This window comes from Streptomyces sp. NPDC030995 (genome assembly GCF_055571215.1).
Window position 1 is genome coordinate 53,103 of sequence record NZ_JBVIFS010000010.1, and the last position, 25,705, is coordinate 78,807.

At 72.5% G+C, this 25,705-nt stretch carries 20 protein-coding genes; 17 read left to right on the top strand and 3 right to left on the bottom strand.

Features of this window, described 5'->3' with window-relative positions:
• Window positions 1-84 precede the first annotated feature (84 nt).
• The 4 genes from ACZ45T_RS17420 to ACZ45T_RS17435 are packed head-to-tail and all read left to right on the top strand — an operon-like array spanning window position 85 to window position 8,168.
• Window positions 85-1,341: a hypothetical protein gene (locus ACZ45T_RS17420; RefSeq protein WP_468442076.1), complete on the top strand. Its 1,257-nt coding sequence runs from the start codon at window positions 85-87 to the stop codon at window positions 1,339-1,341.
• Window positions 1,338-3,398 carry a VMAP-C domain-containing protein gene (locus ACZ45T_RS17425; RefSeq protein WP_468442077.1) on the top strand — a complete coding sequence of 687 codons (2,061 nt, stop codon included), beginning with the start codon at window positions 1,338-1,340 and terminating at the stop codon, window positions 3,396-3,398. Before ACZ45T_RS17420 ends, ACZ45T_RS17425 begins: the two co-directional genes overlap by 4 nt.
• Before the next feature lie 46 nt (window positions 3,399-3,444).
• Window positions 3,445-4,539: an AAA family ATPase gene (locus ACZ45T_RS17430; RefSeq protein ID WP_468442079.1), complete on the top strand. Its 1,095-nt coding sequence runs from the start codon at window positions 3,445-3,447 to the stop codon at window positions 4,537-4,539.
• Entirely contained in the window at window positions 4,536-8,168 is a 3,633-nt protein-coding gene (locus tag ACZ45T_RS17435) for an SAV_2336 N-terminal domain-related protein (RefSeq protein ID WP_468442081.1), read from the top strand. Before ACZ45T_RS17430 ends, ACZ45T_RS17435 begins: the two co-directional genes overlap by 4 nt.
• Before the next feature lie 9 nt (window positions 8,169-8,177).
• Here the strand turns inward: ACZ45T_RS17435 and ACZ45T_RS17440 are convergent, their stop codons facing one another.
• Window positions 8,178-9,083, bottom strand: coding sequence for an ion transporter (locus tag ACZ45T_RS17440; protein ID WP_468442083.1), 906 nt, complete (start codon window positions 9,081-9,083; stop codon window positions 8,178-8,180).
• A gap of 365 nt (window positions 9,084-9,448) precedes the next feature.
• On the opposite strand from ACZ45T_RS17440, the gene ACZ45T_RS17445 reads away from it, so the two are divergent.
• The 12 genes from ACZ45T_RS17445 (at window position 9,449) to ACZ45T_RS17500 (ending at window position 21,999) form a co-directional block, all read left to right on the top strand.
• The gene (locus ACZ45T_RS17445; RefSeq protein ID WP_468442085.1) at window positions 9,449-10,048 is read left to right on the top strand and encodes an acyltransferase; all 600 of its coding nucleotides are present in this window, start codon (window positions 9,449-9,451) and stop codon (window positions 10,046-10,048) included.
• 429 nt (window positions 10,049-10,477) lie between these two features.
• Complete coding sequence (locus ACZ45T_RS17450; protein ID WP_468442087.1) at window positions 10,478-11,647, top strand: hypothetical protein; 1,170 nt, start codon at window positions 10,478-10,480, stop codon at window positions 11,645-11,647.
• A 47-nt stretch (window positions 11,648-11,694) separates the two neighbouring features.
• Complete coding sequence (locus ACZ45T_RS17455) at window positions 11,695-12,438, top strand: WecB/TagA/CpsF family glycosyltransferase (RefSeq protein WP_468442089.1); 744 nt, start codon at window positions 11,695-11,697, stop codon at window positions 12,436-12,438.
• A complete protein-coding gene (locus ACZ45T_RS17460; RefSeq protein WP_468442091.1) occupies window positions 12,438-13,694 on the top strand; it encodes a nucleotide sugar dehydrogenase in 1,257 nt (418 codons plus the stop codon). The genes ACZ45T_RS17455 and ACZ45T_RS17460 overlap by 1 nt, the downstream gene beginning before the upstream one ends.
• Window positions 13,695-13,698: 4 nt before the next feature.
• Window positions 13,699-14,808 carry a non-hydrolyzing UDP-N-acetylglucosamine 2-epimerase gene (wecB, locus tag ACZ45T_RS17465; RefSeq protein WP_468442093.1) on the top strand — a complete coding sequence of 370 codons (1,110 nt, stop codon included), beginning with the start codon at window positions 13,699-13,701 and terminating at the stop codon, window positions 14,806-14,808.
• 24 nt (window positions 14,809-14,832) lie between these two features.
• The gene (locus ACZ45T_RS17470; protein WP_468442095.1) at window positions 14,833-15,672 is read left to right on the top strand and encodes a YveK family protein; all 840 of its coding nucleotides are present in this window, start codon (window positions 14,833-14,835) and stop codon (window positions 15,670-15,672) included.
• A complete protein-coding gene (locus ACZ45T_RS17475; protein WP_468442097.1) occupies window positions 15,644-17,227 on the top strand; it encodes an oligosaccharide flippase family protein in 1,584 nt (527 codons plus the stop codon). The genes ACZ45T_RS17470 and ACZ45T_RS17475 overlap by 29 nt, the downstream gene beginning before the upstream one ends.
• A gap of 5 nt (window positions 17,228-17,232) precedes the next feature.
• Window positions 17,233-18,339 (top strand): hypothetical protein, encoded by a 1,107-nt coding sequence (locus ACZ45T_RS17480; protein WP_468442099.1) that lies wholly within the window; start codon window positions 17,233-17,235, stop codon window positions 18,337-18,339.
• The gene (locus tag ACZ45T_RS17485) at window positions 18,336-19,145 is read left to right on the top strand and encodes a glycosyltransferase family 2 protein (RefSeq protein WP_468442101.1); all 810 of its coding nucleotides are present in this window, start codon (window positions 18,336-18,338) and stop codon (window positions 19,143-19,145) included. Before ACZ45T_RS17480 ends, ACZ45T_RS17485 begins: the two co-directional genes overlap by 4 nt.
• Window positions 19,146-19,186: 41 nt before the next feature.
• Window positions 19,187-19,864 carry a class I SAM-dependent methyltransferase gene (locus ACZ45T_RS17490; protein ID WP_468442103.1) on the top strand — a complete coding sequence of 226 codons (678 nt, stop codon included), beginning with the start codon at window positions 19,187-19,189 and terminating at the stop codon, window positions 19,862-19,864.
• Window positions 19,858-20,859 carry a class I SAM-dependent methyltransferase gene (locus ACZ45T_RS17495; protein WP_468442104.1) on the top strand — a complete coding sequence of 334 codons (1,002 nt, stop codon included), beginning with the start codon at window positions 19,858-19,860 and terminating at the stop codon, window positions 20,857-20,859. The genes ACZ45T_RS17490 and ACZ45T_RS17495 overlap by 7 nt, the downstream gene beginning before the upstream one ends.
• A gap of 24 nt (window positions 20,860-20,883) precedes the next feature.
• Window positions 20,884-21,999 carry an acyltransferase family protein gene (locus ACZ45T_RS17500; protein WP_468442106.1) on the top strand — a complete coding sequence of 372 codons (1,116 nt, stop codon included), beginning with the start codon at window positions 20,884-20,886 and terminating at the stop codon, window positions 21,997-21,999.
• A gap of 47 nt (window positions 22,000-22,046) precedes the next feature.
• Here the strand turns inward: ACZ45T_RS17500 and ACZ45T_RS17505 are convergent, their stop codons facing one another.
• Together ACZ45T_RS17505 and ACZ45T_RS17510 are read right to left on the bottom strand one after the other, a co-directional pair.
• Window positions 22,047-23,024 (bottom strand): glycosyltransferase, encoded by a 978-nt coding sequence (locus tag ACZ45T_RS17505; protein WP_468442108.1) that lies wholly within the window; start codon window positions 23,022-23,024, stop codon window positions 22,047-22,049.
• Window positions 22,973-24,988 (bottom strand): O-antigen ligase family protein, encoded by a 2,016-nt coding sequence (locus ACZ45T_RS17510; RefSeq protein ID WP_468442110.1) that lies wholly within the window; start codon window positions 24,986-24,988, stop codon window positions 22,973-22,975. The genes ACZ45T_RS17505 and ACZ45T_RS17510 overlap by 52 nt, the downstream gene beginning before the upstream one ends.
• 79 nt (window positions 24,989-25,067) lie before the next feature.
• Between ACZ45T_RS17510 and ACZ45T_RS17515 the strand changes: the two genes are divergently transcribed.
• Window positions 25,068-25,694: a hypothetical protein gene (locus ACZ45T_RS17515; protein ID WP_468442112.1), complete on the top strand. Its 627-nt coding sequence runs from the start codon at window positions 25,068-25,070 to the stop codon at window positions 25,692-25,694.
• The last annotated feature ends 11 nt before the right edge of the window (window positions 25,695-25,705 follow it).

Consider the following 25,705-nt stretch of genomic DNA (forward strand, 5'->3'; position numbering starts at 1 on the left):
TGAACTCGCCGTTCCGCGCCCCCTGTTCGGCCCGCGGCGCTATGGTGCCGGGCGGGGCGACTGCACGAGGGGGGCGGGGCTGCGATGCGTTTTCTCTTTGTCCACGGCACGGGGGTGCGGCGCGAACGGCACGACAGGCTGTTCGCGCTGGTCCGGGAGCGGCTGACGGCCCGGTTCCCCGACGCGGCCGTCGACTCCGTCTACTGGGGCGACCGGTTCGGCGCGACCCTCGGCGCGGGCGGCCGGTCCGTGCCCGGCCTGCGGCCGAGGCCGCACGCCGCGCCGGACCCCGTGGACGCGGAGACGGCCGAGTGGGCGCTGCTGCTCGCCGACCCGCTGTGCGAGCTCAGAGTCCTCGCCGAAGCCGGCTGGGAGGGGGCGGGCGGCGCGGACGAGGACGCGGAGGACGACGGCTTCGCGATGCCCGGCGTACAGCCGGCAGGGCAGCAAGTGCTGGGGCTGCTGGCCGCGTTGCCGCCGGCGCCGCCGCGCGACGGGGACGAGCTCGGCGCCCTGCTGCACGGCACGGGCCTCGCCGCGGGCTTCCCCGCCGCCCTGGAGTCCACCACCGGCTCCGCCGAAGCGGCCAGGGCCGGGGCCCGCGCCGCGGGCCAACCGCAGGCCCGCGAGCTGGCCACCGCCCTCGCCCGAGCCGTCACCGCCGCCGCGCTCGCCTCCGCCGGAGCCGAGGCCGACTGCACCGGAGCCGAACGGGACCGGCTCGTCGAGCTGCTCGCCGCCCGCCTCGGCGGCGACGCCCGGGTGCCCGGCGCCCGCGCGGCCGCCGTCCTCGGCCGGCTCGCCCTGCGGGTCACCACCCAGCCCCTGCTCAACGCCTGGCGCGGTTCCCTCACCGCCGGCGCCACCCCCGCGCTCGGCGACATCCTGCGCTACCAGGCCCGCGGCCACGACCTGCGGGAGTTCCTGCACGCCCGGATCGCCGCCGATCCGGGGCCGACCGTACTCATCGGCCACAGCCTCGGCGGGATCGCCCTCGTGGACCTCCTCGCTCTCGCCGCCGCCCGCGGCGCGGCCGTCCCCGGGGCGGAGCTGCTGGTCACCGTCGGCTCCCAGGCCCCGTTCCTCTACGAACTCGGCGCGCTGACCGCGCTGGAGCCCGGCGAGAAGCTCCCGTACGGCTTCCCGCGCTGGCTCAACGTCTACGACCGCCAGGACGTGCTCGCCTACCTCGCCGGCCCCGTCTTCCCCGGCGATGCCCGCGTCACCGACCACGAGGTCGGCAGCCGGCAGCCCTTCCCGGCCTGCCACAGCGCGTACTGGAAACAGGACTCCCTCTACGAGCGGATCGAACAGGCGATGGCCGACGCGGGCATCGGGTGACCCCCGCCGCCCTGCTGCCCCCGGCCCTCGGGCCGCGGCGCACCTTCGCGCTCGTCGCCGGGGTCGAGCGCTACGACATCAGCCACCGCTGGAACCTGCGCGGTCCGGCCCGCGACGCCCTGCGCTTCGCCCGCTGGCTGACCGGACCCGCGCAGGTGCCGCCCGGCAACGTCCGGCTGCTGCTGTCCCCGCTCGACGAGCCGGACGCCCTCGACTGGTCGGACTCCCCGGCCATGGCGGCCCTGCGGAAGACGTACCGGCCGGCCACCGAGGAGAACGTGAAATCGGCCCTGTTCGACGAACTCCCGCAGTGCGACGGTGATCTGCTCTGGATCTTCTGGGCCGGACACGGCTACGTCGGACCGCGCCAGGAACTGCTCCTGCCCTGCGTCGACGCCCGCCCCGGCCAGATCAGGCACCTCAACCTCGACTCGGCGCAGCGCTGGTGGCGCACCGACCTCGTCCCACAGGGGCGCTTCCGGCTCCAGGCCGCACTCGTGGACTCCTGCCGGGTCGACGCACCCCGCGACACCCGCTGGAACTTCGGCACCACCGACTACGGCGGCGGCAGTTCGGTGCCCGGACGGCGGCAGTTCCGGCTCTACGCCTCCCGCGAGGGCGAGGCCGCGCAGAACGACGCCGAGCGCGGCGCGGGCCGCTTCACCGAGGCCCTGCTCGGCGAACTCGGGCAGTGGTCCGTACGGGAGAGCGTCGCCGGGCTGCCCGCCGCCGCCCGCAGGATCCACAGCACCTTTCAGAAGCTGCGCGAGCGCGGCGAGGGCTGGCAGCTTCCGCAGTTCGTCGTGGACCGGGACTGGGACGCCTGCTCCTTCCTCGACGAGGATCCGGGCTGGGCCGTTTTCCCCGGCGAGGATCCGGTCGGGGCCGTTCCGCCCAGGGCGGCCCGGCTCGACCAGCCGGCCTGGGACGGGCTCGGTGAGCTCTTCGAAGGCCGCGAACTGCCGCGCTGCGCCTACGAGGCCTACGCGTGGGCGTTCAAGATGGCCGGCTGCGCCACCCCGGTGCGCAGCGGTCTGCCGGGGGACAGTCTCCTCGACGTGGTCCAGGACCTGGACGAGCGCCAGGGCGGGCGCGGTGGGATGCCGCTGGCCGTGCCCTTCGTACGGTTCCTCGCGGAGCGGGCCGCGGTGGGCGACGCGCAGTGGGCGGACCGGCTCCGGGCCTGGGTGCGCACCACCCGGGAGCGGCTCGTCCTGCCTGCGCTTCCCCCGCCCCCGCCCCCGCCCCGCGGTTCGGCCGTGCACATCCGGCTCGAGACGCCACCGGGCGGGGAGCCCGGCTTCCTGGCCCGGATGTGGCTGCGGGGTGAACGGGCCGAGCACATATGGGAGTCGGAGGGCAAGCCGGTGCGGCTGGGCCGCGTACGGGAGGAGCTCGTACGTCAACTCGCCCTCATCGGCGGGGCGTCGTACGGCACGGTGGACCGCATCGAGTTCCATGTGCCGTACGAGCTGCTGAACGCCGACTTCGACCAGTGGCCGGTGCCGCGCGGCCGGGCCGGCAAGCACCGCGCCCTGGGCCTGCTCTACCAGGTGGTGGTGTGCTGCCCGGAGGAGCGGGCGGACACCCGGGCCGAGTGGCACACCAGCTGGCGCTGGCTGTGCGCCCGTGGCGGCCGGCACCGCGACGCCGTCCGGGTGGTGGAAGATGCCGAGGTCACGGACGCGCTCGGGATGGAGCTTGCGACGGGACCGGCGCCCGCATGCGTCCTGGCGCACACGACGGCCGCCCCGGACGCCGGGCTGCTGGAGGCCGTACTCGAAGGGGGCGTCCCGGTGGCGGTGTGGCGGCGCGGTGGCGGCGTACCGGCTCCCGCACTCCTCGACCTGCTCGCACCGGCCGGGGCGGACGGCCGCCCCGACCCCGGCGCACTGGACGTACTCGCCCTGCCCGCACGCGTGCGGGAGGTGCGCCGGGCGGCCGCCGGAGCGGGAGCGGGACCCGTACGCGCCCACCAACCACTGGCAGGGGCAGACCAGTTGGTTCTGTTGTGGGACGATCCCGACGATGTACCGGGCCTGCGGTCCCTGGCCTGACCCACATGCCCCCCTGACCCCCGACCACTGACGGACGGCGACACCGATGATGGAGGCACAGGCAGTGGTGAAGGACTGGTGGCTGTACCACGGGAACGGCGAGGGCGCGGACCGGCGTGCCCGCCTGGAGGCCGGATTCCCACCGCCCTGGCGGGACTTCACCGGCACCCCCGACCCCGGGTACGCGCCGCCCGGGTGCGAGGGGGCGGCCTGGGAGCGCACCCGGCGGCGCGGAGAGGGCTACGTACCCGACGAGCCGGAGCAGGACGTGGTCAACACGGCCCTGCACCTGCGCCGGCCGCTGCTGATCACCGGGAGGCCAGGCGTCGGCAAGTCCACCCTCGCGTACAGCATCGCCTCGGACCTGGGCCTGGGGCCCGTACTGCACTGGCCGATCACCAGCCGGACCGTGCTGCGGGACGGGCTGTACCTGTACGACGCGATCGGGCGGCTCCAGGAGGCCGGGCTGGAGCAGCTGCGCACCCCGGGCGCCGCTGCCGCCGCGCCTTCCGCGGCCGGGCCCGCGACGGCGTCCCCACCTGCCACCGCCCCCTCGATCTCCCGCTATCTGCGCCTCGGGCCGCTCGGCACCGCCCTGCTGCCGCAGGACCGGCCCCGCGTCCTGCTCGTCGACGAGATCGACAAGAGCGACATCGACCTCCCGGGCGACCTCCTCACCGTCTTCGAGGACGGCGGCTTCGTCATCCCCGAACTGGCCCGCCTCGCCCAGGAGGACCCCACCATCGCCGTGGGCACCGACGACGACTCCGACTCCGCCGTACAGATCACCCAAGGCCGCGTCCAGTGCCGGTACTTCCCCATCGTCGTCCTCACCAGCAACGGCGAACGCGACTTCCCGCCCGCCTTCCTGCGTCGCTGCGTCCGCCTCCACCTGGAGCCGCCCGGACCGGAGAAGCTCGCCCGGATCGTGCGCCGCCGGCTCGGTGTCGACATCGAGGCCAGCGAGGAGTACCAGGGACTCGTCCACAGCTTCCTCGCCCGCGCAGAAGACGGGGACCTGGCCACCGACCAGCTCCTCAACGCCATCCAGCTCCGCCTTGCCGGTGCCTGGTCGGCCGCCGGTGACCGCGACCGCTTCCTGGCCACCGTCATGCAACACCTGACCGGGCCTTCGGCGTGATCGAGAAGCTGTTCGCCGCCCTCGCCGACGGCGCCGACGACAGCGGCCTCCACCCCGGAATCGGGGCGGAGGAGATGGCCGACATCCTGTGGCTGGCGGCCCGGGTGGCCCCGGCCGGGGCCCGCCCGCCCCAGGAACCCGCCGCAGCCCCGGCGGGTGAGCGGCCACCGGCCCCCGAACCCTCCTCGCCCGAAGCCGATCCGCACACCGACTCCTTGGCCGTGTCCTTCGGTCCGTACAGGGGCGAGCCGGCCGTCCAGCTGTTCCCGGCGGGCGTACGCGACCCCGCAGGGAAACCGGCCGACGCCGACGCGGGACGCCGGGGCTCGCCCTTGCGGCTGCCCCGGGCCGCCTCCCTGGACGATCCGCTCGCCCTGATGCGCTCCCTGCGCCCCGTCGGCCGGCGTTCCATCGGCGGCCCGGGGGAGGAACTGGACGAGCAGCTCACAGTGGAACGCAGCATCGAGCGCATGGTGCCGACCCCGGTCCTGCGCCCCGCCGAGAGCCGCTGGCTGGACCTGGCGCTGGTCGTCGACACGCACCACTCGATGCTGCTCTGGTCGGACCTCGTGGACGAGCTCCGCCGCGTGTTCACCCGCAGCGGGGTCTTCCGCGACGTGCGCACCTGGCAGCTGACGGGCACCGGATCCGGTGCCACCCCGATGGTCACCCGGGGCCGCGGCGGCCCGCCCCGCAACCCCCTCGAACTGGCCGACCCGGCGGGCCGCCGGCTGATCCTCGTCCTGTCCGACACCGTGGCGGGCGGCTGGCGGGAGGCCTCCGTGCAGGGCGTGCTCCGGCACTGGTGCGCGCACAACGCCGTGGCCGTCCTGAACGTCCTGCCCGAACGACTCTGGACGCGCGGCGCCGTACGGCCCGTGCCCTTCGCCGTCCGCGCCGACCGGCCCGCGGCCGCCACCCGCTCCTGGCAGCAGGCGCCGGCCGCCCGCCGCGCCCGCGCCGGGCGCCGCCGCGCCGCCGCGGCCGTGGTCCCGGTGGTCGGCATCGCCTCGGGAAGCCTGGCCAGGCTGGTGCGCGTGGTGTCCGGGGACGGCCGGTGGCGGCGGCTGGCCTGCCTGCGGCTGGACGCGGAGCCGGGGTACACGAGCGCCCCGGACGAACCCGCCCCCGGCGGAGGCCGCAGCGCGCTGGAGATCGTGGAACGGTTCCGCGCGAGCGCCTCCCCGACCGCCCAGCAGCTCGCCGCCCACCTGGCCGCCGTACCGCTGACCCTGCCGGTGATGACACTGGTCCGGCGCTCCCTGCTGCGCGACTCGGAACACGGCCACCTGGCGGAGGTCGCCCTGGGCGGGCTGTTCGCGCCCTGGGGCGGGGAACAGGACCCCGAGGACGTGGAGTTCGAGTTCCTGCCCGGCGTACGGGAGGCCCTGCTCGGCTCGCAACTGCGCGGGGAGGTGGCCACCGTCCGGGAACTGGTCCGCCAGCGCGAGAAGACCTGGGGATTCATGTCCCGCAACCGGCGCACCGGCCCGGACTTCTCCGCGACCCTGGTCGTCGCGAGGCGGGAGGGCCGCCGCCGGGTGGCCGAGGAGGCCCTTCCGTTCGCGGCGCAGCCGCACGCACTGCCGGAGCCCGGCCTGCGCGACCGGGTCGTACGGGTCCGGTACGACACGCTGCCGGAGCCGCAGGAGGTGGGCACCCTGCTGACGCCACGGCTGGTGCTCACGGTCGGGGACGCGACGCCCTCCCGGTCCACGGTCGCCTGGGTGCGGGCCGGCGACCGGGAGATCCCCTGCCGCCCGGTGTGGTGGGACGACGCGGCGCCCCGGGTGTTGCTGCTGCTGGCCGACGAGGACCTGGTGGAGCCGCATCCGGACCTGGATTCGGCGCTGTGGTCCGATCCCGTGGTCTGGTCCGCCGCGGACCCCGGCGCCGACGCCGTCCGGGTCCGCGTCGACGGCCGCACGGACCAGGGGGATCCCGTCGCGCTGACGGGCGAGGTGGTCCCGTACGAGGGGGCCCGCAACGGCGAGCTGGTCCGGCTCTCCGCCGAGCCGGAGAGCTGGACGCACTACCGCGGCGGCCCGGTCTCCCGCGACGGGCAGCTGACCGGCATCGTCCACGGGGTCTGGCCGGACCGCATGGTGTTCCTGTCGGGCCACGCCCTCCTGGAACAGCCGGGCTTCCGCGCGGCCGTCACCGACCACGGGCGCGCACGCCTGGCGGCGGTCGCCGGAGCCGTGGAAGCGGCGGTGGAGGTGTGCCTGGCGGTGCAGCCCGGTGACGACGGCGTCCACCCGATCGGCAGTTCACCGAACGAGGAGGTGCTGCACATGCTGACGCGGCTCCTGGGGGAAGCGCACGCCGGGGGGCAACTGGTCGGCGCCCCGCGGGGCGCGCCCGTCCTCGTCGTGCTGGACGCGCCGGGCGCCCTCGCCAAGGCGGGCCGGCTCCTCTCCGAACTGCCCAGGGTGTGGGCCTCGTACGGTGACCGGGGGTTGGAAGGCATGCAGCCCACGATCAGCGTCGCCGTGGCGACCGGAGCCGCGGAGGCCGTCCGGCTCGTCCGGCACCCGGGGCTCGTGGACGCCCGGCGGCGGCAGACGAGGTCCGGCTCCGTCGTCCCCGCCCTCACCCAGCACGTGCACGAGAACCTCGACGCGCTCCTGGGGCCCGTCGCGCTGCGCTTCCTGGCGCCGGTGGGCCGCGAGGGGGAAGGCTGGACCTGGACCGGCGGCCCCGCGGAGCTCGGACGCACCCTGGTGGAGGCCGCTGAACGCCTGGACGAGGGCATCGGCTGGCCGACCTGCGGCCTGGCCCTCTCGGAGGCCGACCCGGCCGGGTGCATCGGCATCCGGCTGCCCGGGTACGAGCGGTGCCTTGCCCATCTGGAGCGCCGGGAGCGGAAGGCGTACCTCAGGACGCTCGACCACGAATCCCGGGTGGACTTCCGCGGCACCACCTTCGAGCAGGGCCTGCTCGGGCAGGTCTTCGGGGCGTTGACGGAGCCGGAATCCGAAATTCTCATGCTGGTCGACCCCGTCTTCGACCACGCGCGCTTCGTGGAGGACTGGGAAACCTTTCAGCCCGCGTTCCGGGGCCACGCCTCCTTCCGCCACGCCGTGTTCGAGCGGCGGGCGCAGTTCGGCGAGGCCGGGTTCGGGACGGTCTCCTTCGACGACGCCGTGTTCCGGCAGGGCGCCACCTTCGACCGGAGCCGCTTCCGGGACACGGCCACGTTCCGGCGCGCGGTCTTCGGTGGCACCGCCGCGTTCGGGCGATCCGTCTTCGCGCAGGAAGTCTCCTTCGCGCGGGCGCGGTTCGAGGCGGCCTCGAACCTGACGGGGATCCGGGTCAAAGGCCCGGCGGACTTCACCCTCACGTCCTTCCGGGGGCCGGTCGAGCTGGGCAAGGCCGAGTTCTCGGCGTCCGTGTCCTTCTCGCATTCGCAGTGGCAGCAGGAGCTGCTCGGCGCCGGGACCATATTCGGGGGGCCGGTGAGTTTCAGCCACGCGAGGTTCAGCAGGCCGGTGCGGTTCGAGGCCGTGCGCCTGCGGTCCGAGGCGGATGCCCGGCTCCCGTTCGGCGACGGGTCCGGCCGCTGGACGGTCCGGCGCCGCCCGGACGGTTCGTGGGACATCGCGCTCGCCGACCCCGAGGGCGGGTGAACGTACCTCTCACGGCCCGCTGTGCGAGGCCTCCAGCCGCCGCGGCGGACGGCCGTCGGCCCCGGTGAGGCTCGCCTCGATCTCGTCCAGGGCGCGGCGTGCCGTGGCGATCCGTTCCCTGACGTCCGCCCCCTCCGTGCCGGGGCCGCCGCCCGGGCCGGGGCCGGCGACCGGGCCGGGAGCCCCGGGCTGCTTGGGGTTCCGGTTGGCCGCCTCCTCGATCTCGCGCGCCTCGTCGAGGGAGTTGAGGACGACCCCGATGAGCACGTTCACCAGGACGAAGGAGGCGAGCAGCGCGTACGAGGCGTAGTAGATGATGCTGAGCCGGGAGATCTGCAGCCCGGCGCGGACCGCGTCGGTCAGGCCGTCGAGGGTGGTGAGCAGGAACAGGGTGAGCATGGCGCGGCCCACCGAGCCGTAGTGCTGGGGGTCGGAGTCGGCGAAGCAGACCCAGCCGACCATGGCGTACACGTACAGGACCAGCGCGCCGACGAACAGGAAGCTGGCCGTGCCCGGCAGGCTGCGGCCGACGGCGATCAGCAGGATCCGCAGGTGCGGCAGGAACCGCGCGGTGCGCAGGACGCGGGCCAGCCGCAGCAGCCGCAGCAGGGTGGCGTTCTCGCGTACGAGCGGGAGGAAGGCGGAGGCCACGACCGCGAGGTCGAAGAGGTTCCACGGGTCGCGGAAGAATGCTTTCGGCCGGTCCGCGAAGGCACCGATGCGCAGCAGCATCTCCACGGTGAACAGGGCGAGGCAGCACTCCTCCGCGGCCCGCAGCACCTGCTGGTAGTCCTCGGCGAGCCCGCTGTACGTCTCCACGCCCATCAGCCCCGCGTTGAACAGGATCGCGCAGAAGACGACCAACCCGAAGGCGGGGGCCTCCGTGGCCACCCGGCACCGGGCTGCCAGCTTCATCCGACCGCGTCCGGCCGGCCTCGGGTTCGTCATCATGCTCCTCGTACTCGTCTGCACCGCGGGCGAAGATCGGCCCGACCCTCTAACGCCCCACAGCCGATCGGGTTTCACCACTTCGCGCACGCCAACGCGCCGACTCGGACGTGTTTGTCGCCGGTACGGACTCGGAGGCGCCGGATCGGGCGTGCAGGGTGCGCGGCGGGGCCCTGCGGACCTGCGGTCACTCCAAGTGCGTTGATCGGAGAGTCGGTTGATCCATGGGTGGGGTGGAGCGCGGGCGCATATGCTCGCTTCGTACTCCCGCACGCCGTACATCCGTACACCCGTGCATCCGCACGCCTTGCGCACCGTAAGGGGACCGCGCCGTGAGTATCCGCATTCAACCCTCCTCCCAGGTCGACGAGAGCGCCGAGCTCGGCGAGGGGACCACGATCTGGGATCTGGCGCAGGTACGGGAGGACGCGCGGCTCGGGCGCGGGTGCATCGTGGGGCGCGGGGCGTACGTAGGGCCCGGTGTGCGCATCGGGGACCACGTGAAGCTCCAGAACTACGCACTCGTCTACGAGCCCGCCGAGCTCGGCGACGGGGTCTTCATCGGCCCGGCGGCGGTCCTCACCAACGACTTCTACCCGCGCGCGGTGGACCCCGACGGCCGGCTCAAGCGCGACGGCGACTGGGAGCCCGCCGGGGTCGTGGTGGCCGAGGGGGCCTCACTGGGGGCCCGTTCGGTGTGCGTGGCCGGGGTGCGCGTCGGGCGCTGGGCGCTGGTCGCGGCGGGCGCGGTGGTGTCCCGGGACGTGCCGGACTTCGCGCTGGTGGCGGGGGTGCCGGCCCGCCGGATCGGCTGGGTGGGCCGGGCCGGGGTCCGTCTGGTGGAGCGCGGGGACGAGCCGGGCGTCTGGGAGTGCCCGAGCACCGGAGCGCTGCACGACGAGAAGGACGGCACGCTCATCGAACGAACCTGACGGAATGTCGGAGATTTTGGGGCACCGGCATTTCCTCAAAACCACAATCAACGAACATCCGTGGGCATACCGTGTCCCTGCACACGGGATCTGAGCAGGCAACAGGCCTTGTTCAGTGGGGGGTTGTGTACGACGAGGGCACCGCGGGCAGAGCCGCGCGGCGCGGATTGACCGCGCCCGCCGACGCTGCTGCACGTGCGTGTCCCGGTCCGGGGCATCGCTGGGGGGTCCAGTGGCGGCCGTCGGACGGCTCGTGTCATCGGCGTGAGGACGCCGTGGGCGCCGGCGTCGTCACGCGCAGTTCCCCTCCGCAGGGCGACGACCGCCAGGTCCGCCCGAGGAGCGATCAGAGGGGGTAGGTGTGGTGGAGCCGCAGAGCTCGGACACACGGGGTGCGCGCAGCACCCGGGAAGTCGGGGTGGGGACCCGATGACCGCCGCACGATTAGGAGCCCTGGCCGAAGCGGACCTGCGGCTGCACGCCCTCGCCGAGCGGCTGCTCGCGCTGGCCGAGGCGGGGCTGCCCGAGATGTACCTGCCGGACGCCGAGACCTTCGTGTTCACCAGGGCGGGGACGGTCACGCCCGACGGCACCCGCCGCATGGAACTGCGCGGGAGCAGCACCCGGTACGCGGCCATCACCGCGCTCGGGGCCCGGTTCCTGCCAGAGGAGCGGCAGCGCGCCCTGTTCGGGGGGCGCAGTGCCGAGGAGTACGCCGGACTGCTCGTGGAACGGCTGGCGGGGGTGGTGAACCTGGGCGACGCGGCGCTGATCGCCTGGGCCGCCGCCGAGACCGGCCACCCCAAGCTGTCCGACGCCCTCGACCGGGTGGCCGCGCTGGACGTGCCCGGGCGGCCGCAGTACACGGTCGAGGCGGCCTGGGTGCTCTCCGCCCTCGCGGCCGCGCGGGCCGCGGTGGACGTGGAGGACCGCATCGCGGTCGCCCGCGGGCGGCTGCTGGCGGCCAAGGCCGCCGACAGCCCGCTCTTCCCGCACGCCACCGGTCCGGGCCTGGTGCCGGGATACCGGTCCCACGTGGCCTGCTTCGCCGACCAGACGTATCCGCTCCAGGCGCTGGCCCGGCTGCACGCGAGCTGCGCCGACCCGGAGGCCCTCGCGGCCGCCGACGCCTGCGCCGCCCGCATCTGCGCCCTGCAGGGCGACGGCGGACAGTGGTGGTGGCACTACGACGCCCGCCGCGGCAGTGTGGTGGAGGGCTACCCCGTCTACAGCGTCCACCAGCACGCGATGGCCCCGACCGCCCTCCTCGACCTGGCCGACGCGGGCGGCACCGACTTCGGCGCGGCGATCCGCCGGGGGCTGGGCTGGATGACGGAGGTACCCGAACTCGCGGGGCCCACCGGCAGCCCGCGCGAGCCGATGATCCGCGAGGACTTCGGCGTCACCTGGCGCAAGGTCTACCGGGGCGATCCGAAGAAGGCCGTACGCGCCGCCCGCGGGCTCACCACCAAGGTGGCCCCGCAGGCCCGGCTCGCACCGCTGGACCTGCTCTTCCGGCCCGGCTCGGTGGACCGCGAGTGCCGTCCGTACGAGTTCGGCTGGCTCCTGTTCGCCTGGCTCGGGGGGTTGCCGAGATGACGCGACGGCAATCCCCGCGGCGATCCCCACGGCCGTCCCTCTTCGGGGTGTCGCTCGACGCCCTGACCATGGACGAGACCGTGCAGCGCTGCCTGGACGCGGTGCGGCGCGGCGAACAGATCGAGATCGGCATGGTCAACGCCGCCAAGCTGGTCAACATGCGCCGCGACCCCCGCCTCGCCGAGGCGGTCGCCGGCTGCGACCTCGTCCTGGCCGACGGCCAGGCGGTGGTCTGGGCCGGCCGGATCCTCGGCGTCCGGCTGCCGGAGCGGGTCGCGGGCATCGACCTGTTCATGCGGCTGCTCGCCGCGGCCGAGGTGGCGGACATCCCCGTCTACCTGCTCGGCGCCGAACAGAGCGTCCTGGAGACGATGCTCCGGCAGATCTCCGAGCGCTTCCCCCGGCTCCGGGTGGCCGGCAGCCGCAACGGCTACTTCGGCGACGGCGACCAGGAGACGATCGCCGACGCCATCGCGGACAGCGGCGCCCGGCTGCTCTTCCTCGGCATGACCTCGCCCAAGAAGGAGATCTTCACCGCCGGCTACGGCCAACGCAGCGGCGCCCACGTGGTCCACGGCGTGGGCGGCTCCTTCGACATCCTCGCCGGCATCACCAAGCGAGCTCCCCTGGCCTGGCAGCGGATGGGACTCGAATGGTTCTACCGCACCCTCCAGGAGCCGCGCCGGCTCGGCAAGCGCTACCTCACCACCAACGCTGCCTTCCTCCTCATGACGGTCCGGGAGCTCATCCACCGCACACCGTCCACCGGTTCCGCGAACAGGAGTCACTGATGCGCGTCGTCGTCGTGGGACAGGGATACGTCGGACTGCCGCTGGCCATCCGGGCCGCCGAGGTCGGACACCAGGTGATCGGGTACGACGTGGACGCCCGGCGGGTCAAGAGCCTCGCCGCCGGTGAGTCGTACGTGGAGGACGTCTCCTCCGAGCGGCTGAGCCGGGCGCTGGCGAACGGCAGTTACCGGCCGAGCGAACTCGCCCGGGACTGCGGAGGCTTCGACGTCGCCGTCGTCACGGTCCCCACCCCGTTACAGGACGGCGCCCCCGACCTGCGCTACATCGAGGAGTCGGCGGGCACCCTGGCCCGCTTCCTGCGGCCGGGCGCGACCGTCGTCCTGGAGTCCACCACCTACCCGGGCACCACCGAGGAGCTGTTCGCCCCGATCCTCGAGGACGGCTCCGGCCTCACCGCCGGAGCGGACTTCCACCTCGGCTACAGCCCGGAGCGCATCGACCCGGGCAACACCGTCTGGGGCTTCCAGCAGACGCCCAAGGTCGTATCCGGGGTCGACGAGGCCTCCCTGAAGGCCGTCGAGGCCTTCTACGGGGAGCTCGTCGACACCACCGTCCCCGTCCGCTCGCCCAAGGAGGCCGAGCTCGCCAAGCTGCTGGAGAACACCTTCCGGCACGTCAACATCGCCCTCGTCAACGAGATCGCCATGTTCGCCCGGCACCTCGACATCGACGTGTGGCAGTCCATCGAGGCCGCGTCCAGCAAGCCCTTCGGCTTCATGAAGTTCACCCCGGGCCCTGGGGTCGGCGGCCACTGCCTGCCCATCGACCCCTCGTACCTCAACTGGCGGGTGCAGCGCGAACTCGGCCAGAACTTCCGCTTCGTCGAGCTGGCCAACGACATCAACAACCACATGCCCGAGTACGTGACGCGCCGGGTCATCGACGCCCTCAACGCCAAGCGCCGCTCCGTCAACGGCTCCCGGGTCCTGCTCCTCGGCCTGGCCTACAAGAAGAACACCGGCGACGCGCGCGAGTCACCCGCCGTACGCATCGCCCAACTCCTCCTCGACATGGGCGCCAAGGTCCGCGCGGTCGACCCCCACGTCGTGGAGCACATCAAGGTCGACGCCCGCCTCGTGCGGGTCGAGCCGACCCGCAAGGAGCTGGCGGCCGCCGACGTGGTCGTCCTGCTCACGGACCACGACTCCTTCGACTACCGGATGATCGCGGAGCACGCGTCCTTCGTCCTCGACACCCGCAACCGCATGACCGGACCGAAGGTGGAGGTGCTCTGACCCCATGACCAGGATCGTCTGCGTGGCCGGAGCCCGGCCCAACTACATGAAGATCAAACCGGTGATGGACGCGCTGGAGCGCCGCGGCGCCGAGGTGGTCCTCGTCCACACCGGCCAGCACTACGACGAGTCCATGAACGACGTGTTCTTCCGCGACCTCGGCATCCGCACCCCCGACCGGTACCTCGGCGCCGGTTCGGGCACCCACGCCCAGCAGACCGGTCGGGTGATGACCGCCTTCGAGCCGCTGCTCGACGAGCTGGCCCCGGACGCGGTCGTGGTGGTCGGCGACATCAACTCCACGCTGGCCTGCGCCCTGGTGACCGCGAAGGCCGGCCCGCTGCTGGCCCACGTGGAGGCCGGGCTGCGCAGCCGCGACTGGAGCATGCCCGAGGAGGTCAACCGGGTCGCCACCGACCGGGTCAGCGACTACCTGCTTGCCCCCTCGCCCGACGCCGCCGTGAACCTGCGGGCGGAGGGCTACCGGGAGGACCAGATCCACGTCGTCGGCAACGTCATGATCGACACCCTCCTCGCCAACCTGGACCGGGCCAGGAAGTCGGACGTCCTGGACCGGTACGAGCTGACCCGCGGCGGATACGGCCTGGTCACCCTGCACCGGCCGGCCAACGTGGACGACCCCGGGGCACTGCGCGGCCTGCTGAAGGCCCTCGGCGAGATCGCCGGCCGCTGCCCCCTGCTGCTGCCCGTGCACCCGCGCAGCGCCGGGCGGCTGGCCGAACTGGGCGTGCCCGACGGCATCCGGCTGGTTCCGGCCGCCGGATACCTCGACTTCATCGCCCTCCAGGACTCCGCCCGCCTGGTGCTCACCGACTCCGGGGGCATCCAGGAGGAGACCACCGCCCTGGGCGTGCCCTGCGTGACCCTGCGGGACAACACCGAGCGCCCCATCACCGTCGAGGAGGGCACCAACGTCCTGGCCGGCACCGACCCGGAACGCATCGTGGCCACCGTGCACCGGGTGCTCGACGATCCGCCCGCCGCCCGCTGCCCCGAGCTCTGGGACGGCCGGGCCGGCGACCGCATAGCCGGGGTCCTGTTGGACGGCGGGGCCGCGGACACCCGGCTCCGGCCCACCGACCTCGTTCCGTAGAACCGCAATTCGAAGGGGAAGACCATGGATCTCGCCGAGATCTGGCGGGTCATGCGCAGACGCTGGTACGTGCTGCTGCCCGGACTGCTGATCACCGCGGCGCTCGTCGTCGGCGTGTACCTGGTGGTGCCGGTGACGTACCGGTCGCAGAGCACCGTGACCCTGCTCAACTCGCAGAAGGCCACCGAGGCCTACGACGGCAACCCCTTCCTGAGCACGCAGACCTCCCTCACCGGCATGGCCGACGGGCTCGCCCGCAACCTCAACTCCGACGCCTCGCTGGCCGACCTCAAGGACCTGGGCGTCACCGGAACCCCCGAGGCGAAGATCGCCGACAACGCCCTGGGTCCGTTCATGTGGCTCATCGTCACCGGGAGCGATCCGGACCGCCTCCTTGAGTCGGACCAGAAGCTCACGGCCTACGCCGCGACCCGGCTGACCGACTTCCAGGCGAAGCAGAAGGTCGCCCCGGACGCCATGATCCGCATGGCGACGATCGTGCCGCCGCAGAAGCCGGTGGCCGAGACCAAGACCAGGCTGCAGTACCTCGTCATGGCCGGGGGCCTGGGCCTGGTGCTCAGCATGGTCGCCGCCTTCTACGTGGAGGCGCGGAAGAGGTCGCACAACCCCGGGCCCAAGCCCGAGCCGGAGGAGGAGACGGCCGCCCCCCTCCCCTCGACCGGGGAACCGGTCGTGGAAAGGACGCTCGCCATCCGGCGGCCGCCCAGCTGGGCGCGGTCCGCCGAGGACGGGCCGGCCGCCGCAGAGCCCAAGGCGCCACAGCCCGTCATGCCCGTGGCATCCGCCGCCGAGCCGCTCGACGAGGAGTCGACTCATGGACACCGCCCGCGCACCGGACAGTGAGACCGGTGAGCCGAGCGACGCCCCCGCTCCTCCCGCCCCCGCTCCTCCCGCACCCGCACTCCTCGCTTCTCCCTCCTTTGGCCGGAAGGTCCGCTCGGCGGCCCGCTGGAGCCTGATCAACACCGTCGTCATGCGCCTGGGCAACTTCGCGACCGGCATCGTGCTGGCACGCTTCGCCCTGGGCCCCGCGGAGTGGGGCGTGTACGGCATCGCCCAGACCGTGCTGCTGGTCCTGCTGTCCGCGAACGAGCTGGGTGTGGGCCTGGCCATCGTGCGCTGGGAGGGGGACGCACGGCGGTTCGCGCCGACCGTACTGACCCTCAGCACCCTCTCCAGCGGCCTGCTGTACGTGGCGCTGTTCGCGGCGGCGCCGACGGCGGCCGGTCTGCTCGGCTCGCCGGACGCCGCGGGCGTCCTGCGGGTGATGTGCCTGTGCGTGGTGATCGACGGGGTGGCGCAGGTGCCCGGCGGCTTCCTCACCCGTGAGTTCGCCCAGGGCAAGCGGATGATCATCGACGGGCTCAACTTCGTGATCAGTACCTCGGTGACGCTGCTGCTGGCCTTCGAGGGCTGGGGCGCGATGAGCTTCGCCTGGGGAGCCGTGGCGGGGAACGTCGTGACGCTGATCGGCTGCTCGCTGGCGGCACCGGGCACCCTGAAGTTCGGCTGGGACCCCGAACAGGCCCGGGCGCTGCTCAGGTTCGGGCTTCCGCTGGCGGGCGCGAGCATGCTGGCCCTCGCGGTGGTCAACGTCGACACCATGGTGGTGGGCGCGACCCTGGGCAATGTGGCGCTGGGCTTCTACGTGCTCGCCTTCAACATCTCCGGCTGGCCCGTGCGGATCATCTCCGAGGCCGCCCGCCGGGTCTCCTTCGCCGGCTTCTCCCGCCTGGCCGACTCACCCCAGGCGTTGGCCCAGGGCTTCAGCCGCGCCCTGGGCGTGGTGATCACCGCCACCGTCCCGCTGTGCGTCCTGCTGGCCGGCCTGGCGGGGCCGGCCGTCCAGCTGATCTACGGGAGCCATTGGGCCCCCGCCGCCGCGGCACTGCCCTGGCTGATGGCCCTCGGCCTGATCCGCATCGGCAGCGAACTCGCCTACGACTGTCTGGTCGCGATCGGACAGCGCCGGTCGCTCTTCCTGGTGCAGGGCCTGTGGCTGGCGGCCCTGATCCCGGTGCTCCTCGTCGGCGCCCGCCTGAACGGCATCGTCGGAGCCTCACAGGCCCATGTCCTGGTCGCCGGCGGCATGGTGGTGCCCGTGTTCCTGTACGCCCTCAGCCGTGGAGGCATCGGTGTCGGCTCGATCGCCAGGGCCTGCGCGTGGCCCTTCCTCGGCGGGGCCGTGATGGCCGCGATCATCCTCGGCCTGGAGCACCGGTTGGGCGACGGCCCGCTCGCCCTCCTCGCCATCAGCACGATCGCCCTGGCCGGCTACACGCTGTGCGTACTGCCCAGCCGCGACTTCCTGCGCGGCGTCGGCCGCGGCGACCGGACCCACCGCGGCCGGCACCGGTCGTCCGCACCGGTGCGGCCCACCCGACAGGACATGAGGTGAGCCCGATGTCACGGCGCATCAGCCGGAACTTAGCTGCGGGACTGCTGCTCGCAGCCTTACTGGCGGTCCTGGGCGTGGCCTGCTCGGGACCGGACCGGTCCGCTTCGTCGGACTGCGCGGATGACGCGCTGACCTGCCCCGCGAGCGGGACCTCGGCGGCACCGAGCGCCGGTCCGTCGACCGCGGCCGGCCAGGCGACGGACCGCCCCGCCGCCTCGCCGCCCCCGACGGGGAAGCCCACCGCGACGGCGGGCACCGGCGGTGCGTCCGGCGCACCCGCGGCCAAGACCGCTTGCGCCTCTCCCGGCGCCTGCGGCTTCCCCGACGCCGGCACCACCGGTCCGCGGATCCCCCTCACGCCCCACGAGACCGGGTACATGGCCGTCCGTGAGAACGGGCTCGTCATCCGGGGGTGGGACATCACCGGCTCCCTCGACATCTACGCGAACGACGTCACCGTCATCGACAGCAAGATCACCTCGGACAACTGGTGGGGCATCAACCTGCGCCCCGGTTACAGCGGCCTGAGGGTCCTGCACTCCACCATCACGGCCGTGCCCGGCAAGGGGCCGGACAACGGCGGCGTGGACTACGCGGTGTCGAACATGGGGGGCAGCTCCATCGAGGTCGGCTGGTGCGACGTCTCGGTGTTCGGCGACGCCCTGGCCATGGGACAGGGCAATCTGCACGACAACTACGTGCACGACATCGTCCCGTTCGTCAACCTGGGCGGCGAATGGCAGCACACCAACGCGGTGATCAGCGGCGGCGGCAACACCGGGGAACTGATCATCCGCCACAACACCCTGCTGAACCCGAGCAGCCTCACGCAGGGCGCCTCGGGCAGTATCGGCCTGTTCGCGGACACCGGGGTGGTCCGCAATGTCACCGTCGACAACAACTGGATCGCCGGCGGCGCCTACGCCCTCTATGGCGGGAGCACCGGCGCCACCGGAATCAAGGTCACCGACAACGTCTTCTCGACGCAGTACCACCCCGCGGCCGGCGGATACGGCGTGGTCGCCCACTGGAACGACAGCGGCGCCGGAAACGTGTGGCGGGGCAACCGGATGTCCGACGGCCGCCCGATCCAGCCGGAGCCGGCCTCATGAGCGGCCTCGTGCGCCGTGTCGCGCGGGCGTCCTGGACGCTGCTCAAGGCGGTGTTCGGCTGGCTGGTGCTCTTCGAGGCCAGGAACAAGGTCCTGCTGGCCCCCACCGCGGTGCGGCTGCGCCGGATCGAGGACGCCGAGACCGGGCGGCTGGCCGTCGTCCTGCCGTCGCCGCCCCCGGCGCTGGTCGCCACGGTGATCGCGACCCACCGGCGCCCCGAGGCGCTGCGTGCCGCGGTGCGCTCGGCCCTGGCCCAGACCGTTCGCGACCAGGTCGTGATCGTGGTCGACGACGGCGCCGGACTGCCCGGACTCCCCGATGACCCAAGGCTGTTCGCCGTGTCGCTGGCACGCAACACCGGTGTGGCGGGCGTCGTGCGCAACGTGGGCATCCGCCTCACCCGCTCGCGGTACGTGGCGTTCCTGGACGACGACAACCTGTGGGAACCCGACCATCTGGAACGGGCGCTGGCGGTCCTGGAGTCTCCCGGCGGGCCCGACGGCGTCTACACGGCGCTGCGCCGCGTCCTGCCCGACGGCAGCGAGAAGGACGTCCTTTCGGTGCCCTACGACCGGCGCCGCGCCGCCCGCGAGGCCTTCCTGGACACCAACGCCTTTGTCGCCCGGCGTAATCGCTCCCTGCACTTCAGCCGTCTGCGCCGGACACCGGAGGTGCTGCCCCGCGAGGACTGGGAGCTGATCCGCCGCTACGGCCGCCGGTACCGGGTGCTCCATGTCCCGCATCCCACCGTCCGATACCTGATGAACCCGGCCAGCTTCTACACGCAATGGCAACAGCCCAGTTGAGGCTTGCTCCCTTTCCGCTCCGACCACAGGTGGTTGATCCCATGCCCCTATCCCGTGCCCTCAGGAACAAGTTCGTCGACGCGCCCGGCTCGCTGGGCGAACGCATGCGCATCGCCCGCTGGGAGCGTTTTCAACGCTGCTTCCCCGGCATCGAGAGCATGAGCGTCGTGGACCTGGGCGGGACGGCCGAGATGTGGCTGCGTGCACCAGTGCGCGCCAAGCACGTCCACCTGATCAATCTGGAGGAACATCCCGCCGACCTGCCCGACTGGATCACCGCGGAGGTCGCCGACGTCACCGACCCGGTGGTCGCCGCCGAACTGAGCGCCCAGGGCGGCTACGACCTGGTGTTCTCCAACTCGACCATCGAGCACGTGGGCGGCCACAGCCAGCGCCGGCGGTTCGTCGCCGCCGTCGAGTCACTGGCCCCGCTGCACTGGATCCAGACGCCGTACCGCTACTTCCCGGTCGAGCCGCACTTCGTGGCGCCCGGCTTCCAGTTCCTGCCACTGGCCGCCAGGACACGTCTGGTACGGCACTGGCCGCTCGTCCACAGCCGTCCCGACAGCCCGGAGTCGGCGATGAACGCCGTGATCAACATCGAGCTGCTGACCCGCGCAGAGATGAGCTACCTGTTCCCCGGATCGGTGCTCCTCAGCGAGCGGGTGCTCGGTGTCACGAAGTCGCTGACAGCCGTACGAACGGAGCCCACATGCTGAACAACCTGATCAACAGACACGACGCGGACCGGCTGCTGCGCAAGGTGCGCAAGCTGGACCTGGATCCGGTGCTGGCCAAGCTACGGGTGCGCGGCGGCGCGCGGGTGGTCCAGCACTGGTCCCAGGTCGACCCGTCGCTGACCGAATGGTGGGCGATACCGCCGGTCATCAAGCGGTGGAACCTGCTGATGACCGGCGACGCGGACATCTCCTTTCCCGAGTACGTGGCCGCCAAGCACTTCGCGCCGCGCGCCGATCTGCGCGGCCTGTCGCTGGGGTGCGGCACCGGTGGGAACGAACTGCTCTGGGCGAAGACCGGCGCCTTCGGTCTCCTGGAGGGCGTGGACGTGGCCCAGCAGCGGATCGACTTCGCGACCCGCGCCGCCGCCGAGGAGGGCCTCGCCGACGTCCTGCGCTTCCGGGTCACCGACGTCAACCGCATGGCCGCCGACGGGGAACGCTTCGACGTACTGCTGGGCCTCCAGTCGCTGCACCACTTCGACCACCTCGACGAGACCCTGCCGCGGCTGTCCCGGCTGATCGAGCCCGGCGGGACGTTCGTCGTTGACGAGTTCGTCGGCCCTACCCGGTTCCAGTGGACCGACGGTCAGCTGGACGCGGCGAACGAGCTGCTGGCCCGGCTCCCCGAGGAGCGGCGGCGGCTGGCCGACGGCCGGATCAAGCGGCGCGTCGTACGGCCCAGCAGGCTGTCGATGGTGCTGGACGACCCCTCGGAGGCGGTCGACGCGGCGGCGCTGCTGCCGGGCCTGCGGCGCCACTTCGACGTCGTCGAGGAACGGCCGTACGGGGGCACGGTCCTGCACATCGCGTTCTCCGGGATCGCGCACAACTTCCGTGACCAGCAGCCGGAGACGCTGGAGCTGCTGGAGCGGTGCTTCGCCGCGGAGGACGCGGCCCTGCCGGAGGTTGGGCACGACTTCATCGCCATGGTGTGCCGACCGCGGAGCGCGAGCCAGTACTCCAGTGCCGTGTGAGTCGGATCGGGTCGCTTTGGGCTCTTGGGGGGATTCATGAGTGCAGTTGGGGTCACCGACGGATCGGACAGGCGGGCCGGAACGCAGGCCGACGGATCGAGGCTCCCCTCGCTGACGGGGCTCCGGTTCGTCGCCGCATTCCTCGTCTTCTGCTTCCACGTCTCGATATCGGGGCTGTTGGCTCCGTCGTCAACACAACACGCGTTCGCTCGCACGGCGGGCGCCGGCGCTGTGGGCGTCTCGTTCTTCTTCGTCCTCAGCGGCTTCGTCCTGACGTGGTCAGCACGGCAAGGAGACACCGCTCGTGCCTTCTGGCGGCGTCGAGCGGCGAAGATCTACCCGAACTACGTCATGGCCTTCGTCATCTCCCTCGCCGGGCTGTATGCGACCGGCCATGCCGTCGGGTTCCTCGTCGGAGCGGCGAACCTGGGGCTCGTTCAGGCGTGGTGGCCGGACCCGCGCGTCTACTTCGGCGCGAACTCGGTCAGCTGGTCGCTCGCGTGTGAGGCGTTCTTCTACGCCCTGTTCCCGGCGCTGCTGCCCGTGTTGAGACGCATCCGTCCGGAGAGGCTGTGGGCGAGCGCTACGGCGTGCGTAGCGGCCGTGTTCGCGGTGCCCGTGATGGCGACGCTGCTGCCTGCCGAGCGGCACTACTGGTTCGTCTACATCTTCCCGCCGGTCCGCTTGCTGGAGTTCGTGCTCGGGATTCTGATGGCGCTCGTCGTGAAGAGCGGGCGCTGGCCGCGGATTCCCATGTGGTCCGTCGCAGTGCTTCTCGTCGTCGCCTACGCCGTGACGCCGTACTTCCCGCCGGACGCGGAAACGTCGGCCGTCACCGCGATCCCGTTCGCGTTGCTCATCCCTGCCGTGGCTGTCGCCGACGTCGAGGGGAAGCCGAGTGTGTGGCGGAGCCGGTCCGCGGTGTGGCTGGGAGAGATCTCCTTCGCCTTCTACCTGATCCATCAGTCGGTGATCGTGGATCTCATGCGGGGGCTCGGCGCTCAGGGTTCGGCCTCGGCAAAGGCCTGGACGCTCACCGTCGGAGCGCTCGTTCTCTCAGTGGCGCTCGCGGGGCTCATGCACCGGTTCGTCGAGGTGCCTGTGATGCGGCGACTCGGACGCCGGAAGACGCGCCCCTGACGCAGTCAGCCCCGTCCGGGGGAACGCACCTCCCGGACGGGTCGCGATCACGGCCCCGGCGTGGCGCGCAAGGCGCCCGGTCGGGCGAGGGCGGCGGCGGCCGCTCGGCTGGCCGGGCGGCCGAGCGCGGCGCGTGATGTCTCCCGGAGCAGGACAGCGGTGCGGAAGGCGGCTGTGGCGAGGGGGCCGTGCCGGCGCCGGTACAGACGGACGCGGTTGAGGGTGAGCAGAGTCCACAGCCGGGGCGACACCTGAGAGTCGCCCCCCAGGTGAACGGCCTCGGCCGTCGGCTCCAACTGCGTGACGTATCCCCGGTCTCGCGCACGGAGGCAGTATTCGGTCTCCTCGGAGTAGAGGAAGAAGGACTCGTCCCATGGGCCGCAGGCGGCCAGGCAGTCCGCGGAGAGGGCCATCAGGGCTCCGGTCGCCCAGTCCGCGTACGTGGGCCGCTCGTACGTGGCGGGGTCGGTGACCAGTTCGCTCAGGCGGGGGAAGCGCCCGGCCCGGCGGTTGCCGATGACGGCCTCGCCGAGGGCGCGGGTCACGCTCGGCTCCCGGCGGAGCGAGTGCACGAGGGTGCGGCCGTCCTCTTCGTACAGCAGCGGCACGCTGATCCCGACGCGGTCGCCGTCGGCCACGGGCGCGTCGAGCGCGTCCACGAGCACCTTGGCGCAGCCGCGCCGCATCCGGATGTCCGGATTGCACACCAGGGCCGCACGGAAGCCGCCTTCCCACGCGGCGGCGGCGCCGAGGGCGGCGTTCACCCCGGCCGCGTAACCGGCGTTGCGGCCGGTCTGGACGACGGTCGCGTCCGGGGCCAGCGAGCGGACCAGGTCCACGGTGCCGTCGGCCGAGTCGTTGTCGGCCACGACCAAGCGCCAGTCCAGCCCGGCCGTGCCCTCCGGCAGCGAGGCGAGGAACTCCGGGAGCACCCCGGCGCTGTTCCAGGTGACGACGAGAACGGCGACGGGGCCTAGGGGACGGACGGGATGGATGGGACGGACGGGAGGGACGGGACCGGGCACGGGGACTCCACGGTTCGGGGCTTCGGCGCCTCGCGCCGGATGAAGCCGAGGTAGCTGCCTCCGGCGGCGATCGTCAGGAAGAAGATCCCGGCGAACATCGGGAAGCTGAGGGCGTCGAAGGTGGCGCTGATGACCAGGGAGACGAGGGCCGAGGCGAAGAACGCCTGGCCCAGCTCCCGGTCGGACTCGGTGCGGGCCAGCCTGCGGACGGCGCCGCCCTGGTGCATTCCCGTGAAGAGGATCACCAGGAGCGCGATCAGCCCCACGAGGCCCATTTCGGCCAGGGTCAGCATGTACTGGTTGTCGGTGAAGAAAAACAGCTCGGGCAGGAAGGTCCCGAAGCCCCGGCCGAGCAGGGGGCGTTCGTCGAGGTAGGGGACGATCGCGCTGTACTTCAGGGTGCGCGCCTGGGTGCTGCTGTCGGAGTTCGCCAGGAATGAGCCGAACAACGTGGTGATGGTGCCGATCAGCCCGGGGACGATGACCTTGAAGCAGGCCACGGAGACCATCAGTACACCGATCGCCGTCCACCGTCGCTGCGGCTTCCAGCGCAGCACCATCACGAGGATCACGATGAGCGCCCCGATGATGGAGGTCCGCGACACCGTCAGCGGCAGGGCGCCGCCCATCAGCACCACCGGCCCCCAGCGGCGCCACCCGCTCAGGTGCCGCCTTACCGGATCGAAGGCCTGCTGCACGGCGAAGGGCAGCAGGATGGCGAGCATCCCGCCGAACTCCAGGGGCTGCGCCGTGGTGGAGCGCGGCCGGGTGAAGGAGCCGCGGTCCAGGGCGGTGATCTGGGCGACGGCCGACTTGAGCCCGGGGATGCTGATCTTGTCGGCGATGTTGGTCGCGGTGAAGAAGTCGTAGAAGCCGATCGCGGCCACCACCGCCCCCATCACGACGGCCCTGCGCAGCAGGACGTCGAGCCGGGCCCGGTCCTGGATCCCGGCGGAGACCAGCACCACCAGGGCCACCCAGACGAGCAGCGCGATCAGGCCGCGGTCCGCCGCGAGGACCTCCTTCTGGGTACTGCCGCGCGTCGCGTTCGCGAGGTACGAGGCCAGGACCGACACGGCCAGCAGGCACATCACGACCCGGGGCAGCCGGGTGCCCGGGGCCGGCCGGATGCGGCCGGTGATCCAGGCCGCCAGGTACCAGAACAGGCCCAGCAGCGCGAACACGTTGGCCGGGGTGCCCACCCCGCCCATCCCCGGCAGCGTCAGGTTCGAGGGGATGAAGAAGGCCAGCGCCAGATAACCGCTGAGCAGCGTGACCGCGTCCAGCTGCCGGCCCCGGGCCCGCCGGTGCGCACGCCAGGCGCGCACACCGGACGACCCGTTCGCGCGCCTGCGGCGCAGGGCCACCACCAGGCTCTCGGTCACGAAGGACAGCGTGAAACCGGCCGTCGTGCTGAGGATGAGGACGCCCAGCACCTGCTGGTAGCGGCTCTTGAGCTGGGGTCGCGGGGTCTGCGGAAGCACCACGGGCGTGGTCTGCACGAAGTACGCGGGCTCGACCTTGGCCGCCGCCTGGAGTGCCCCCAGCTGCTCCCCGGCGAAACCGGTGAGGATGTTGGTCTCCCGGAGCACCTTCTCCCGGTCGGTGCCCGTGACGGTCAGCGTGAGCAACGGTCCCGAGGCGTTCGCGGCGAAGGAGACGGTGTACGGGTCCGTCACGCCCAGGCCCTGCAGATCCCGCGCCGCATCCGTCCCCGACAGGGTTCTGATCAGCACGTCAGCGGTCACGACCAGCGAACCGCCGGCGTTCGAGATGGGATTGCCGAAGGCCGGCGCCAGTTCGGCCACCGCCTTGGAATCGATCAGCGCCACCGAACTCTGCGACTGGTACGCCACCGGCACCGACCGGTACAGGTGCCCGGCCGCGAGGAGGCCGATCAGCGTCAACGGCACCATCACGTACCAGCGCCGCCGTAGCACCGCGAGTATTTCACCGATGGTCACTAACGCCCCCAGAAGGTACGGGATTTGATGGCGTGCCGACACATGTACTGCGAGGATCGATCGCGACGAAGGGAATCGTGTGTCGCCTGGTGAGTTGGTTCGCGCGCTGCGTCGGCGCTGGTACGTCCTGGTCCTTGCGATGGTGCTCGCGGCCGCCGGCGCCTACCAGGTGCTCCGCCCCTCCGTGACGTACCTGAGCACGGCGATCGTCGTGCTCAAGCCACCGGTGACCGGCAACCAGCCGAACCAGCTGGCCAATCTGCAGCCGCCGCTCGCCGCCGCCTCCTACGCGACGGTGCAGCAGCTGGACTCGCCCGCCGGGGAGGCCGAGCTCAGGGCCGCGGGAGTCACCGGCACCTACCGGCTGATACCGCGCAACAGCGGCACCAGCGTGACCCCGCGCTACCTGATCCCCTCCTTGCAGATCCAGGCCGAGCAGCCCGGCCCGGCCGCGGCCGACACCGCCGTACGGAAGATCATCGAGCTCTACACGAAGCGCCTGACGGACCTGCAGACGGGCCAGGGCATCCCCGAGTCGGCGCGGATGAGCGTCACCCTCCTGGTGCCGCCGAACGCCGTGGCGCAGACCGGCACCAAGAGCCGGGGGCTGGCCGGATCGGTCCTGCTGGCCGGGGTCGTGGGAGTGCCGGCGGCCCTGTGGAGCGACCAGCTGCTCGCCCGCCGGGCGCGGCGGGCGGGCAACTGAGTGGAACGGAC